Origin of the sequence: Guyparkeria hydrothermalis (assembly GCF_023555385.1) — a bacterium.
GTDB classification, from domain to species: domain Bacteria; phylum Pseudomonadota; class Gammaproteobacteria; order Halothiobacillales; family Halothiobacillaceae; genus Guyparkeria; species Guyparkeria hydrothermalis_A.
Genome location: NZ_JAJSED010000001.1, coordinates 417,622 through 431,615 on the forward strand (window position 1 = coordinate 417,622; position 13,994 = coordinate 431,615).

At 63.5% G+C, this 13,994-nt stretch carries 10 protein-coding genes; 4 read left to right on the forward strand and 6 right to left on the reverse strand.

Going from position 1 to position 13,994, the window contains the following annotated elements:
• Positions 1-7: 7 nt before the first annotated feature.
• Positions 8-745, reverse strand: a complete 738-nt coding sequence (locus LV476_RS02040) for a M48 family metallopeptidase (RefSeq protein ID WP_250072772.1) — start codon at positions 743-745, stop codon at positions 8-10.
• Between the two features lie 467 nt (positions 746-1,212).
• Between LV476_RS02040 and LV476_RS02045 the strand changes: the two genes are divergently transcribed.
• The 4 genes from LV476_RS02045 to LV476_RS02060 all read left to right on the forward strand — a co-directional run bounded on the left by LV476_RS02045 (position 1,213) and on the right by LV476_RS02060 (position 5,960).
• On the forward strand, positions 1,213-2,520 hold the full coding sequence (locus LV476_RS02045; protein ID WP_250072774.1) for a collagen-like triple helix repeat-containing protein: 1,308 nt from the start codon (positions 1,213-1,215) through the stop codon (positions 2,518-2,520).
• A gap of 187 nt (positions 2,521-2,707) precedes the next feature.
• On the forward strand, positions 2,708-4,465 hold the full coding sequence (locus tag LV476_RS02050; protein WP_250072776.1) for a ShlB/FhaC/HecB family hemolysin secretion/activation protein: 1,758 nt from the start codon (positions 2,708-2,710) through the stop codon (positions 4,463-4,465).
• A gap of 312 nt (positions 4,466-4,777) precedes the next feature.
• Positions 4,778-5,275 carry an SCP2 sterol-binding domain-containing protein gene (locus tag LV476_RS02055; protein ID WP_250076207.1) on the forward strand — a complete coding sequence of 166 codons (498 nt, stop codon included), beginning with the start codon at positions 4,778-4,780 and terminating at the stop codon, positions 5,273-5,275.
• 214 nt (positions 5,276-5,489) lie between these two features.
• Complete coding sequence (locus LV476_RS02060) at positions 5,490-5,960, forward strand: TerB family tellurite resistance protein (RefSeq protein WP_250072777.1); 471 nt, start codon at positions 5,490-5,492, stop codon at positions 5,958-5,960.
• A 47-nt stretch (positions 5,961-6,007) separates the two neighbouring features.
• Here LV476_RS02060 and LV476_RS02065 read toward each other — a convergent pair whose 3' ends face one another.
• The 5 genes from LV476_RS02065 to guaB form a co-directional block, all read right to left on the reverse strand.
• Positions 6,008-7,924: a methyl-accepting chemotaxis protein gene (locus LV476_RS02065; RefSeq protein WP_250072778.1), complete on the reverse strand. Its 1,917-nt coding sequence runs from the start codon at positions 7,922-7,924 to the stop codon at positions 6,008-6,010.
• A gap of 214 nt (positions 7,925-8,138) precedes the next feature.
• A complete protein-coding gene (locus tag LV476_RS02070; protein WP_250072779.1) occupies positions 8,139-10,022 on the reverse strand; it encodes an ATP-binding cassette domain-containing protein in 1,884 nt (627 codons plus the stop codon).
• A 25-nt stretch (positions 10,023-10,047) separates the two neighbouring features.
• Positions 10,048-10,503 (reverse strand): nucleoside deaminase, encoded by a 456-nt coding sequence (locus LV476_RS02075; protein ID WP_250072780.1) that lies wholly within the window; start codon positions 10,501-10,503, stop codon positions 10,048-10,050.
• A gap of 158 nt (positions 10,504-10,661) precedes the next feature.
• Positions 10,662-12,263, reverse strand: coding sequence for a glutamine-hydrolyzing GMP synthase (gene guaA, locus LV476_RS02080; RefSeq protein ID WP_250076209.1), 1,602 nt, complete (start codon positions 12,261-12,263; stop codon positions 10,662-10,664).
• Between the two features lie 124 nt (positions 12,264-12,387).
• Complete coding sequence (guaB, locus tag LV476_RS02085) at positions 12,388-13,842, reverse strand: IMP dehydrogenase (RefSeq protein WP_250072781.1); 1,455 nt, start codon at positions 13,840-13,842, stop codon at positions 12,388-12,390.
• Positions 13,843-13,994: the final 152 nt, after the last annotated feature.

A 13,994-nucleotide genomic window follows, 5' to 3' on the forward strand; every position in this document is an offset into this window, starting at 1 on the left:
GAACGGCTTACAGGCCGATCATGCCGTACCGGCTCAAGGTGGCTTCCCACTGGCGCCACGCCGGGTAGGCCCGGTCCATCACCCCGTAGAAACGCCGGTTGTGACCCCGTTCGATCAGGTGAGCGAGTTCATGAACGACGACCAGATCGATGGCCTCGACCGGCAAGCGCACGAGTTCGAGTGCCAGCCAGATGCGTTGCGCACCGATGTTGCAGGTACCCCAGCGCGTGCGCATGCGTCGCACCCGAATCTCAGGGCACGGCAGCGACATGCGTCCGCCCCACAGGGGCACGCGCTCGGCGAGAAGCGCCTTGAGCTGCTGGCGACAGTGATCGCGGAGCAGGACCCTCGCCCGGTCCAGGTCGGGGCTCTCGATCCTGACCGCGAAGTCGTCGCAAGTCAGTCGCCCTGGCGACGAGCCGGCGGTTTGCCGCCACTCGAGATCATGTTCCTCGCCCAGTAGATGAAGGCGTTCCGGAAGCCGGTTCTCGGTGATGGGCGCCGGGCGGCGGGCAAGCTTCTGTCGCTGCCTGTCGATCCAGTCACCACGCGAGGTGACGAAGGCATGGATGGCCCGATCGGGCGTTCGTCGCGGCGCACTGACGCGCAAGGATCCATCGTCCGGGTCCAGACGCAGGTAGAGGTGGCGGATCGCCTTGCGCTGGACGTGGATCTCGCCCAGGTCATGGGCCAGGCGACTGCTGTCGGGAATGGATCGCGTGATTCGTTTGGAAAATGGATTCATTGAGGCCTGCAGGAGCGTTGGTGGGCCGATGTGTAAGACCTTGGATGTAGTTACTTTCGACAAGTCGTCTACCGCCCGATGATCAGCCAATCCGCGCGCCATCGTGGCGTTGTTGCCGCCAATCGGCCCCGTGGTAACCGCACTAATGGACTAGTGCGCATGGCGACGATTGCCATTTACGATCCGTGCCCGATGGCTTCCAGAACGACGTGCCATCACCCGGAGATTCTGGAGCAGCCTGGCTGCGAGCTTCTCTGCCTTGTTGAGCTGACGAAGGAGCAACTGAAATGTCTCAGCGAACACGATTTCTGTTCCCCCTGACTGCTACCGCGTTGATTCTCGCAGGTTGCGCCGGTTCCGGGGGCACTTCACTGAACGATGGTGGTTCGAGCGGTACCGGTGGTAGCGAGTCGAGCGACAGCGGAACCGAGCAGACAGCGGGAGGAATGGCCACGTCCGGGGACGGTATGGCCAAGATGGTGTCCACCGCGGGTTCCGAGATCAAGGCGATGGATATGCCGGTCGGTGGTGAAATCACCTCCGGCACCGGAGAGCTCCTGATCGCATCGAGTGACAGCATTTCTGCCTTCTCTACCGGCTTGGAGGAGGGAGTCGGCAATTACCGCGACAACCACAACTTCCTAGGGACCACCTTCGCGGGCGGGGGCACATCGCTTTCCGAAGGAGGCGAGGCCATCGCGATGTCCGGGGAAATGATCGAGTCGATGCAGGGCCTGCCGGTATTCATGCAAATCGACGAATCATCGGGGTTCGTCACCGCGATGGGCGGCACGGTTTCCGACCTGGGCGTGACACTGAGCATTGTCGGCGATGAGATCGCCGCCGAGATGTCTGACGAGAACTCGACATTCGGTGGTGGCACGGCGTTCTTGAGCGCTGTCCTCCAGCCAGTACTGATCATGACGGAAGACGGTGTCGGCCGGATCGGTGATGCATTGCTCATCGGCCCGGTGGGCAGCGAGATGCTGGACAAGTCGGCCGGCCTGATGATCCAGGGAGCCGAAACGTTCGGTTCGTTTGACCCCCGCTTTGCTGGCCCCGAACAGATGATGGTCGGCGGGGCCCAAATGGTCTCGGGTGCCGGCAGCCTGCTCACCAACGGCGGTGACAACCAATTTTCATTTGGCCTACCGGAGCCGGGAGCCCCTGAGGGCGAAATGGCCGCAGTCAAGGAAAAAGCTGAAAGCGCGGGCGAGACACTCACGATGATGGGCGGGAAGATCACCCAGATTGATGGCCCTGTGGGCGAGGGGATCACGTCAGGAACGGGCGAAGTGCTCAGCGGTAATGTATCCGTCGGCTTGTCCGCCTTCGTCAGCGCATTCGCGTCGGTGGCTGTGCCGCTTGCCAGCGATCTGGCCGCACCTTTTGATCAGCAAATGATGACGGGCTCGTTGCCGGGTGCCGGGAAATTCTCGGAATTCGAAGAGCTCGCTATGAGTGATCCATCGTTCTCCAGTGTCACCGCGCCAATGGACGAGCTGACGGGGTCGTTCCGGGAAGCAGGCATTGATCAGCTGCAAGGTATGGACGGAGGCCAGCTCGACGTGCTCGACGGCAGTGCGTTGCCCATCGGGGACCTGTCGGCACTCGACGGAGGACAGCTTGAGGCAGCGGGTCTGAGTGACCTTGGTGGTGCGCTTGACGAGTCAAGCGCGACACTGACGGATGCCGGAGGCGAGCTCGATGGGACGGATTCCATGGAGGGTGCGCCTTCCGGCCTCGTCGGCAGCCTCTCCGGCGGGGCCATCTGAGCCCACGTCCGGGTATCAAAAGCGCCAACGCGTGCGTTGGCGGGGGTGAGTCCGAAAGGCCTGGTTGCGCAGTCGATGCGAGCCGGGCCTTTTTTTGGGATCACCCCTGCCCTAATCGTCGGCCGGTAGCCGAATCCGAGCTCGGTCGTCCTCGATTACGAATCAGAAACCACAGCGATTTTCAGTTATGGACAACGTTTTTCAGCCCTCGGCGCAAGGAATCACGCATCACCGCCAGGCTTGCGGGCTCGTGCGCTCAGGCTTTCGGTCACTATGTCTCGCAATATTGGCAACGCTAGCTCCCGCGGCCTACGGTCAGAGCGCTCCGGATCTGATCGACGAGCAACATCCGACCCAGGAGATGGGCGCAGATAACGCGCCATCGGCCACTGCCGAATCGACGGTCAGCCTGCCCGGGGCCACCGAAGGCGTCGATCCAGCGACGGTCGTCAAGGTGACGAGCGTCCGCTTTATGGGTGGCAACGTGTTTCCGCTCGAGGCGCTCGCACGGGATTTCCAGGGCATGATCGGGAAGACCGTTACCGTGGAGCGGATCTCGGCGGCAGTCGAGGACATCACGCATCGGTATCACGACGCGGGCTATCCGTTGTCCTATGCCTATCTTCGGAACCGGAAGCTGGACGCGGGCATTCTCGAGGTAGTTCTGGTCGAGGGCTACGTTGCGCGCACCGAGCTCGAAATAGAGGATCCGGCCGTCCGCAATCGCGTGGAGGCCCTGGCCGAGCGGGTCGTGGGTGAACGCCCACTGACACGGGAGACGTTCGAACGCTACACCGCACTGATGAATCGAATGCCGGGGGTAAACCTGAAGGTAAACGCACCGGTGCCTCGCACGCCAAATGGCGCGACGACCTTGCGCGTGGTTCAGAGCAAGGTCGACCATGTGCAGCCGCGCGTTTCGGTCTCCGGCGATAACGTGGATGAGTATCGCGTGTTGGGCGGGCTCGCGTTGCAGTCCAACACCCGTTATGCGGAAAAGCTGTCTGTGGCGGCCCTCGTCCCGACCGGGGACGATCGCTATTACGCGGCTGAATACCAGCAGGATATCGGCAGCGATGGCTGGCGTGCGTCCGCCAGCGCGAGCCGCTACGAGGCCGAGGAGGTCGGTGTCGCCCCCTGGGATGCCGACATTCGTCTGGCTCAGGAAAAGCGGGTGGATCGCTATCGCGTCGGCGCGGAGTACCCGATCAAGCTCGGCCATCGGCACGAATGGTCGCTGTCCGGTTATTTCGGCCACATCCGTGACTCTTCCCGATATGGCATTGGCGATCGGCTGACGGTAAGAAACGACATCGATTATTCGGTCGTCGAGCTGGGTACGGTAACCCGTCGATTGAGTGATTCCACACTGCTTGAGTTAAAGGCGGATATTCGTCAGGGCGTCGATGTGGGTCACCGAACCGACGATTTTTACCTTCAGAATGGAGGCTCAAGGGAATCGCTGGATTCGGGACATGACCTCGATTTCACTCGGTTGGGAATCGAGTCCCGTTGGAAAAAAGCGATTACGACCGCCTATCTGCTTGATGCACGCTGGGCAATGTTCTGGTCAGACGATTCGCTGCCGCCAACCGAACGTGGCAATTACGGAGGTAGACGATTCGGTAGGGGGTACAGCAGTGGCCAGGCCGAGGGTGACTACGGTGCCGGGGTCATGCTTGAGGCACGGCGGCGATTCGCGGTCGACATGGGATGGGTGAGTCGTGTCGAGCCCTACGTCGTGGCAGATGCCGCGCATACCCGATTTCATGAGAGTGACGTCGACAACAACCTCGCGTCGGTCGGTGTGGGCGTGGAGCTCGTTGGCGGCGACTCGTATCGGCTGGGGATCGAGTATGCCAAGCCGGTGGGTGACCGGGATGTAGAGACTGGCAACCGGGATGGGCGCATAAACGCCAGGTTCAGCTGGTCCATCGGTCAGTGATTGTCCGGTGGCTGGCCGATTTCATCAGAGTGGTTTTTAACTGTGTTTTTAAAATTGCCAGTATCCTTAATCGTGATTTTGCTTATCGTTATGTATTAGTTGGTACGTATTAGTGATTTACTCATATATTTGCAATTTGTATAAAAAATAGGAACGTTTTGTTTGTTCGCCGGTGCTTGCCTCCTTATTGTTTCCACTGCCGGTTAACGTTCGGCCGGAAGGAATCCCAATATTCATGAACAAGGGAGGTAGTTTGTTATGTCGGTTTTCAAAGGGATGTTTTGTCAGGGCGCTGCGGTCGCTTCACTCGTGATGGTATCGGCTGCGGTCAACGCCGACACGTTCATGGGCGAGAAGTGGGCCGAGGCAATGTGTGAGGAGTGGAACCAGACCGAAACGCTGGTTTCGGACCTCAGCGGTGACACCTGGGCTGCCAACACGTCCGACAAGGGGTACAAGGTCATCCAGATGTACCGTGACGAGTGCGGCGCGGAGACCCGCGTGGAGTTGCGCATCGAGGACCAGGAAGGCAAGGCGATGTGCACCTATGGTGGTGCGGCCAAAACGGCGTCGCTCAACGAGGATTCCGACTACCTGATGCACGCGACCGACGAGGACTGGCGGTGCATGGGTGAGGGTAGCTTCGGTTGCGGTGCCATGGGATCGATGATGTCGGGCAAGCTCAAGTTCGATGGCCCCAAGATGGAGGCGGCAAGCGTGGTCGAACCGTTCAACGCGTTCCTGAAGATGACCGGCGAGGTCGAGGGAAGCGAACAGTGCCCCTCCCGGACGTTGGCTTCCGGGACCTAGGTCGTACCATCCTGATTCTCCTGGAAGGCCCGGCCCTCGATGAGGTCGGGCTTTTTTGCTGCCACATCGGGGTCTTGGTGATCACCGGAACGCCGGCTTGCTCCCGGGCGCGGCAGCTTCGGGGCTATGGTGGCATGTCGGGCGGAGATACGGGCCTGTGGAGGTCCCGTCACGGGTCTATGGTTGTCCCACGTATACCGGCAAGCGATTCGAGATGCTCAAGACCCTTCAATCCCTGTTTTTCCCGGACGAGCCGGCCAGCGAGGCGCGCCGCGAGATGCGTGTCGATGCCGCGGTGGCCATCCTGCTCATGGAGGTCGCCCGTGCCGACTTCGATATTGCGGACGAGGAGCTGGCGGTCATCCGCCGCACTCTGGTCGAGGATTTCGACATGTCCGAGACAGACGCGGACGACCTCGTCCAACACGCGGCCGCCGAGGTCGACGATTCCACCGGCTTTTTTTTTCCCTTTGTCCGACTGCTGAACGAACGGCTTGACCCGGCCGCGAAGTGCCGCGTCGTCGAGACGCTATGGCGCGTGGCATATGCCGATGCCGGCAAGCATCACCTGGAAGAGTCGACCATCCGGCAGATTTCCGATCTTCTCTACGTCTCGCACAGCGATTTCATCCGGGCTCGGGTGCGAGCGGAGGAAGCAGCGGGGAGTCGCGGCGGGCCGCAATAAAAAAAGCCCCGCGGAATGCGGGGCTTCGTCTCGTCGGTCGCACTGACTCAGGTGCGGAACTGATTGACCAGTGCCTGCAGCTGCGAGGCCAGATGAGCCAGTTCGTGGCTGGCGGTCGATGTCTGAGCGCCGCCCTCGGCGGTCTGTGCCGCGGCCTCGTTGATGTTCGAGACGTTGCGGTTGATCTCCTCGGCGACCTGACCCTGTTCCTCGGCGGCCGAGGCGATCTGGTGGTTCATGTCGGTGATCGTCTCGATGGCGCGGGTGATGGTCACCAGTGACTGGCCGGCCTCGCGTGCCTGATCGGCGGTCTGACGGGCATGGTCCTGGCTGCTCTGCATGGCGCTGACCGCCTGCTTGGAGCCGCCCTGGATGCTCTCGACCATCTCGCGGATCTCCTGAGTGGAGGCCTGCGTCTTGCTCGCCAGAGAGCGCACTTCCTCGGCGACCACCGCAAAGCCACGGCCGTGCTCGCCGGCCCGGGCGGCCTCGATGGCGGCGTTGAGTGCCAGCAGGTTGGTCTGCTCGGCGATCTCGCGGATCACGTCGACTACCGTGCTGATCTTCTCGCTCGCGGTCTCGAGGTTGCCGATGATGGTACCGGCGGCCTCGATCTCGTCGGCCAGAGCGGCCACATGCGCGATGGTCTCGTCGACGACGCGCTGGCCGTCTTTGGCCTCTTCGTCCGCGTTGTGGGCGGCATCGGCCGCGCCGGAGGCGTTCTGGGCGATGTCCTGGACCGTGGTGGTCATCTCGTTCATCGCGGTCGCGACCATCTCGGTTTCCTGCCGTTGCCGCTGGACGCCCTCGTTGGTATCGGCGGTGATCTGCGACAGCTCCTCGGCAGAGGCCGACAGCTGACCGGTCGAGTTGGCCACCTCGTGGATGGAGTCGCGCATCTTGCCGGCGAAGCGGTTGAATGCGGCGGCCAGATCGGCGATCTCGTCGCGGCCGCTTTCATCGAGTCGCTGGGTGAGATCGCCGTCACCAGCGGCGATGTCGTCCATGGCACGAACGGTGCGCTGAAGCGGCTGCGTGATGCTTCGGGTGATGAAAAAGCCGATGAAGGCGGCGATCGCGATGGCCACGGCCATGACCGTGATCACCTGGTTGCGTGCGGCGGCAAGCCGGTCGACGTAATCGCTGCGGTCCATGGTGACGGCCAAAACGCCGACCGGATTGCCGGAAAAGTCCGCCACGGTGTGGGCGTAGGTCACCGACGGCGTCTCGCCGATCTCGTGCTCCCAGATGGTGGTTTCGGCTTTCGCGGCGGCCAGCTTGTCTGCGGTCAGGGTGTCGGGATTCGCCAGGGTCGAGCCGAAGGTCTCGAAACCGTTGTCGGCGACCAGGTAGAGGCCGATGTCGACGCCATAGTCGCTCTTGTACTTGTCGAAGAACGGCTGGCCGAAGCTCATCCCGAATTCGACGCTGCCCTGGTGCTGGCCCTGATGGCTGATCGAGGAGATGCCGCGCATCCCCAGCCCGGCCACGCCGCGCTCGAGTCCACGAATCCGCTCCTGGCGGTTGTTGGTCGCCAGCACCGTCTTGCGGAAGCCGGACAGGTCGTCACCGAATTTTTCCGGCTTGTGAACGCGGAAGAACGAAATCGCCGGCGGCAGATGGAAGTGGAACTGGCGTGCGCCGAAATCCTCCTTCAGCGGCGGGAAGATCGGCAGCATCATGTCGGCCAGGCGCTCGCGATCACGCTCGGCCATTGCCTGGCCGACATCCGGGATGCTCGAGACCACCACGCTCATCGCCTCGGCAAGGCGGCCCTCGGCGCGGATCTGGGCCTGCGCCGTTTCGAACAGACCCTTGAGTTCGCGTTGCTGCGCTTGTTTTATCGTGGAGGAAAACTCCGTCATCACCAATGGGATCACCAGGGCGGCGATGAAGACGATGACGAGGGCAAACCCGAGGGCAAGTCGGGCACCGATCGACAGATTCTTGAACAGGGCAGGCATGCTTTGTTGACTCCGCTTTAACTGGGTCGGAACGACACGACAATGCGCGATCCGCCTCAGGGAATCGGCCGATATGGCAAAAGCTTTAACCCGAGTCGATTACTGGGGGAATAGTTCACACCGCTACGGATCGCCGTTCGCTATCGGATGGCGCAACGGGGCGGTGAGCCTGACCGAAGATGGCTAAGCGAAAGGGGGGGCGAAGGCTGTCGGGTCAGTCGCCTTCGAGCTCCATCCAGCGCTCGAGGGCCTGTTCGAGCTCGGTTTCCAGCTCGCTGACACGGGCCAGCGTACGCTCCACCTCGGTGGGATCGCCCTGGTAGAAGCTCGGATCGTTGATCACCGCCTGGAGCTCCGCCTGCTCGTTTTCCAGCGACTCGATGCGACCGGGGAGGGCATCGAGTTCGCGCTGGTCCTTGTAGGAAAGCTTCTTGCTCGTCTTCTTGGGCTTGGCCGTGGGCGCCTTCTCGGTGGCGGCCTTTGGCGTGGATGCGGTCGTCGCGGCCTGCTGTCGAGACGCCTGATCAAGGTAATCCTGGTAGCCGCCGACGACGTCCTCGATCTCGCCGTGGCCCTTGAACACCAACAGGCTGGTGACGACGTTATCCAGGAACGCCCGGTCGTGACTGACCAGCAGCAGGGTGCCCTTGTAGTCCGCCAGTGCCTGTTCGAGCACTTCCAGGGTCTCGAGGTCGAGGTCGTTGGTGGGTTCGTCGAGCACCAGCAGGTTGGCCGGGCGGGCGAACAGCTTTGCGAGCAGCAGTCGGTTGCGTTCGCCCCCCGAGAGGGATTCCACTCGGGTTCGTGCACGGTCCGGAGTGAACAGGAATTGCTGCAGGTAGCCGATGCCGTGGACGTTGCTCTCGCCCACCTGAAGGCGGTCGCCGCCGTCGCAGAGGTTCTCGATGGCGGTCCAGTCGTCGCGCAGCTGGGCGCGGTGCTGATCGAAGTACGCCACCTCGAGCTGCGAGCCACGCTTGATCTTTCCGTCGGTCGGCTCGATCTGGCCGAGGATCAGCTTGATCAGGGTGGACTTGCCCGCGCCGTTGGGACCGACCAGCCCCACGCGATCGCCGCGCAGGATAGTGGTTGTCAGGTCGCGGATGACGGTCTTGTCACCGAAGGAGACGCTGGCGTGCTGCGTCTCGGCGATGATCTTGCCGGAGGTCTTGCCCGAGCTTGCGGAGAGCTCGACCTTGCCGGCCTTCTCCCGTCGGGCAGCGCGCTCGGCCCGCAGGCGCTCTAGGTTGCGCACACGGCCCTCGTTGCGGGTGCGGCGGGCCTTGATGCCCTGGCGGATCCAGACCTCTTCCTGTGCCAGTGTCTTGTCGAAACGGGCGTTTTCCTGCGCCTCGGCGTTGTCGCGTTCCTCGCGCCGGCGCAGGTAGTTGTCGTAGTCGCCCGGCCAGAGGGTGAGATGTCCCCGGTCGAGTTCGACGATGCCGGTCGCCAGACGTTGCAGGAAGGCGCGGTCGTGGGTGATGAACACCACCGCGCCATTAAAACGGCGTACCAGATCCTCGAGCCACTCGATACCGGCGATGTCGAGGTGGTTGGTCGGCTCGTCGAGCAGCAGCAGTTCCGGCTCGATCACCAGCGCCTGCCCGAGCAGCACGCGGCGGCGCTCACCGCCAGACAGCCCGCGGACCGGCACGTCCGGATCGAGACCCAGGCGCGTGATCACCTCGTCGATCTTCTGTCCGGCCAGCCAGCCGTCTCGCACCTCGAGCTGCTGCTGGAGATCGGCGAGTCGCTCGAGTGCCTTGTCGCTGTCCGCGTTCTGAGCAAGCTGGTGATACTCGGTGAGCACGTCGTGCAGGTCACCGAGGCCCTCGGCGATCACCGAGTAGACCGTCTCGTCGGTATCCAGATGCGGGTCCTGGGGCAGGTAGGCGACCTTCGCACCGGGCTCCAGGCGGATCTGGCCGTCGTCGGCGCGCTGGATACCGGCAAGCATCTTGAGAAAAGTGGACTTGCCCTCGCCGTTGCGGCCGATCAGGGCAAGCCGGTCGCCGCGCTCGACGGTGAGGTTGACGTGATCGAGCAGGGCGCGTTCGCCCAGCGAGAATTGCAGGTTGTCGACAGTCAGCAGGGGCATGGGGGATCCGTTGGGTGGCGGACGTTCAACGCCGCGCCTGAAAGAATTGGGTCAGCAGATCGGCCGCCTCGGCCTCGCAGGGGCCGGTGTCGATCACCGGTCGGAAGTGGTGCCAGTCCGACCGGTTGAGGTCGATCGCGCTGCCGCAGGCACCGGCGCGCGGGTCCGGGGCGGCATACACGATCCGCGCAATCCGGGCGTGAGAGGCGGCGGCTAGGCACATCGGACAGGGCTCGAGTGTGACGTAGAGTGTGCAGCCGTCGAGTCGGTAGTTGCCCAGGGCCTGGCCGGCCTCGCGCATGGCGAGGATCTCGGCATGTGCACTTGGGTCGTGGAAGCCGACGGGGCGGTTGTGGCCGCGGCCGATGGTCTTGCCGTCCGCGTCGATCACCACCGCGCCCACCGGTACCTCGCCCAGCATGATCGAGCGCCGGGCAAGCGCCAGGCACTCCCGCATGTGCTGTCGGTCGCGACCGCTCATGTGCACCCCGAAAAACCTACTGCGCCACCCGATTGCTGCCTCACGTGCTCGCTCGCTCCTCGCCTATCCTCTTGATATGTCTCGTCGCGCGCTCCGCGGCTCCTTGCACTCGGGCGGCTCGCCACGGTTTTTCAAGGTGCACTGGTGCTGGCAGGAGATCATTCCCACTCGATCGTGCCGGGCGGTTTGCCGGTGACGTCGTAGACGACCCGCGAGATGCCGCGGACCTCGTTGACGATGCGCAGCGAGACCTTTTCCAGGAACTCGTACGGCAGGCGGGCCCAGCGGGCGGTCATGAAGTCGATGGTTTCCACGGCGCGCAGGGCGACCACGTAGTCGTAGCGGCGGCCGTCGCCCATCACGCCTACCGAGCGAACAGGCAGGAACACGGCGAAGGCCTGGGAGACTTTGTCGTACAAGCCCGCTTCGCGCAGTTCGTGGATGAAGATCGCATCGGCACGGCGCAGCAGGTCGGCATACTCGCCCTTCACTTCACCGAGGATGCGCACGCCCAGGCCCGGCCCGGGGAAGGGGTGGCGCATGATCATCTCGCTGGGCAGACCCAGCTCGAGGCCGATCTCGCGTACCTCGTCCTTGAACAGTTCGCGCAGCGGCTCCACCAGGCCGAGCTTCATGTGCTCGGGCAGGCCGCCGACGTTGTGGTGCGACTTGATCACGTGCGCCTTGCCGGTCTTGGAGCCGGCAGACTCGATCACGTCGGGGTAGATGGTGCCCTGGGCCAGCCACTGGGCGTTCTCGCGCTTGCCGGCCTCCTCGTCGAAGATGTCGATGAAGGTGTTGCCGATGATCTTGCGCTTGGCCTCCGGGTCTGCCTCACCGGCCAGCCGCGAGAGGAACTGCTCCTCGGCGTCGACCCGGATCACGCGCACGCCCAGGTGTTCGGCGAAGGTGCGCATCACCTGGTCGCCTTCACCCTCACGCAGCAGGCCGTTGTCGACGAAGATGCAGGTCAGCTGGTCGCCGATGGCGCGGTGGAGCAGGGCGGCGACCACCGAGGAGTCGACCCCGCCGGACAGGCCGAGGATGACTTCCTCGTCACCGACCTTCTCGCGCACTTGCTCGATCATGGTGTCGATGATGGCATCCGAGCGCCACAAGCCCTGCGTGCCGCAGATCTCGCGTACGAAGCGCTCGATAATGCGCGCGCCCTGACGGGTGTGGGTGACCTCGGGGTGGAACTGCACGCCGTAGAAGTGGCGAGACTCGTCGGCCATGCCGGCGATCGGCGCATTGTCCGAGGAGGCCATCAGCTTGAAACCCTCGGGAATCTCGACGACATGATCGCCGTGGCTCATCCAGACGTCGAGCATGCCGAAGCCTTCCTCGGTGACCTCGTCCTCGATGTCCTTCAACAGCGCGGTGTGGCCGCGGGCGCGCACCTTGGCGAAGCCGAATTCCTGGTGGCTGGCATTCTCCACCGTGCCGCCGAGCTGGGCGGCCATGGTCTGCATGCCGTAGCAGATGCCGAGCACCGGCACGTCGAGGGTGAATACCATCTCGGGTGCCGACGGGGCGTTCTGCGGATCGATGACCGATTCGGGGCCACCGGACAGGATAATCCCGGTGGGTGCGAATTCACGCACGAAGGCATTGTCGACATCCCAGGAGTGGATTTCGCAGTAGACGCGCGATTCGCGTACCCGGCGGGCGATCAGCTGGGTGTACTGCGAGCCGAAGTCGAGTATCAGGATGCGCTCGGCGTGAATGTCCTGGTGCGGGATGGTCGAGGAATCGGTCATCGTCTTGTCCGTGGTTTTCAGCATGGGGCCCGGTCGTGAGTCGCGTGGGCCCTGTAACGACTCGACCCGGCGAACGGTGCCGGGTCGATCAGGTAGTCGGCCCCTCTCGGGGCGCCGGGTCGGATCAGACCCGGTAGTTGGGGCTTTCCTTGGTGATCGAGACGTCGTGGACGTGCGATTCGCGCATGCCGGCGTTCGTGATGCGCACGAACTGCGGCAGCTTTCGCATCGTCTCGACATCCTTGGCACCGACGTAGCCCATCGCGGAGCGCAGCCCGCCGACCATCTGGTGGATGATGGCCACCAGCGAGCCCTTGTACGGCACGCGGCCCTCGATGCCCTCGGGCACCAGCTTCTCGGCGGTGGTGTCGGCCTGGAAGTAGCGATCCGAAGAGCCTTGCTGCATGGCGCCCAGCGAACCCATGCCGCGATAGGACTTGTAGGAGCGGCCCTGGAACAGCTCTACCTCGCCCGGGGCTTCCTCGGTGCCGGCGAGCATCGAGCCCACCATCACGCTGTGGGCGCCGGCCGCCATCGCCTTGGCGAAATCGCCGGAGAAGCGTACGCCGCCGTCGGCGATCAGCGGCACGTCGGTGTCCTTGAGGGCTTCGGCCACGTTGGAGATCGCGGTGATCTGCGGGACACCCACGCCGGCAACGATCCGCGTGGTGCAGATCGAGCCCGGGCCGATGCCGACCTTGACCGCGTCGGCGCCCGCTTCGACCAGTTCGAGGGCCGCCTGGGCGGTACCGATATTGCCGCCGATCACGTCGACCTGCGGGAAGCGGCTCTTGACCCATGCCACCCGGTCGATCACGCCCTTGCTGTGCCCGTGGGCGGTGTCGACCACGATCACGTCCACGCCCGCAGCCACCAGGGCCTCGATGCGCTCCTCGGTGTCACCGCCGGTGCCTACGGCCGCGCCGCAACGCAGCTGACCCGAGGCATCCTTGCAGGCGTTCGGGTAGTCGGTGGACTTCTGGATGTCCTTGACGGTGATCAGCCCGCGCAGTTCGAAGTCGTCGTTGACCACCAGCACCTTCTCGATGCGATGCTTGTGGAGCAGCGCCTCGACTTCTTCGCGACCCGCGCCTTCCTTGACCGTGACCAGTTCGTCCTTGCCGGTCATGATGTTGGCGAACGACTGGTCGAGGTTCTGCTCGAAGCGCAGATCGCGGCTGGTAACGATACCGACCAGTTTGCCTTCGCTGACGACTGGCACACCGCTGATCGAGTGATCGCGCGTGATCTTCAGCACATCGCGAATGCTGATGTCGGGGCCCACGGTGATCGGGTCCTTGATGACGCCCGATTCATGCTTCTTCACCTGCCTGACGTGCTCGGCCTGCTGGGCGACCGACATGTTCTTGTGGATGATCCCCACGCCCCCTTCCTGTGCCAGGGCGATCGCGAGTCGCGCCTCGGTCACGGTATCCATCGCCGCGGAGAGCAGCGGGACGTTGATCTGGATGTTGCGGGTCAGGCGCGAGACGGTCGACACATCGCGTGGCAGCACGGAGGAGCGGGCCGGGATGAGCAACACGTCGTCGAAGGTGAGACCTTCCTCGAGGATTCGCATGATTTCGGGGACTCTTGCGGATGGTAGAAAGTGTCCGCGCAATTATAGTGGCGTCCGCGCGGCGGGTAAATGTCCGCATGGGGGTGCCGCCCCGTATGCCGGGTCCGCGAAGTACAATCGGGATGCGGGCCGGAGGGGTGTTGGCATCCCGA

Coding starts and splice junctions, on each gene's coding strand:
- LV476_RS02045 (WP_250072774.1), top strand. CDS start 1,213: ATGGCCAAGATGGTGTCCACCGCGGGTTCCGAGATCAAGGCGATGGAT.
- LV476_RS02075 (WP_250072780.1), bottom strand. CDS start 10,503: ATGAGCGGTCGCGACCGACAGCACATGCGGGAGTGCCTGGCGCTTGCC.
- LV476_RS02070 (WP_250072779.1), bottom strand. CDS start 10,022: ATGCCCCTGCTGACTGTCGACAACCTGCAATTCTCGCTGGGCGAACGC.
- LV476_RS02065 (WP_250072778.1), bottom strand. CDS start 7,924: ATGCCTGCCCTGTTCAAGAATCTGTCGATCGGTGCCCGACTTGCCCTC.
- LV476_RS02060 (WP_250072777.1), top strand. CDS start 5,490: ATGCTCAAGACCCTTCAATCCCTGTTTTTCCCGGACGAGCCGGCCAGC.
- LV476_RS02040 (WP_250072772.1), bottom strand. CDS start 745: ATGAATCCATTTTCCAAACGAATCACGCGATCCATTCCCGACAGCAGT.
- guaA (WP_250076209.1), bottom strand. CDS start 12,263: ATGACCGATTCCTCGACCATCCCGCACCAGGACATTCACGCCGAGCGC.
- LV476_RS02050 (WP_250072776.1), top strand. CDS start 2,708: ATGGACAACGTTTTTCAGCCCTCGGCGCAAGGAATCACGCATCACCGC.
- guaB (WP_250072781.1), bottom strand. CDS start 13,842: ATGCGAATCCTCGAGGAAGGTCTCACCTTCGACGACGTGTTGCTCATC.
- LV476_RS02055 (WP_250076207.1), top strand. CDS start 4,778: ATGGTATCGGCTGCGGTCAACGCCGACACGTTCATGGGCGAGAAGTGG.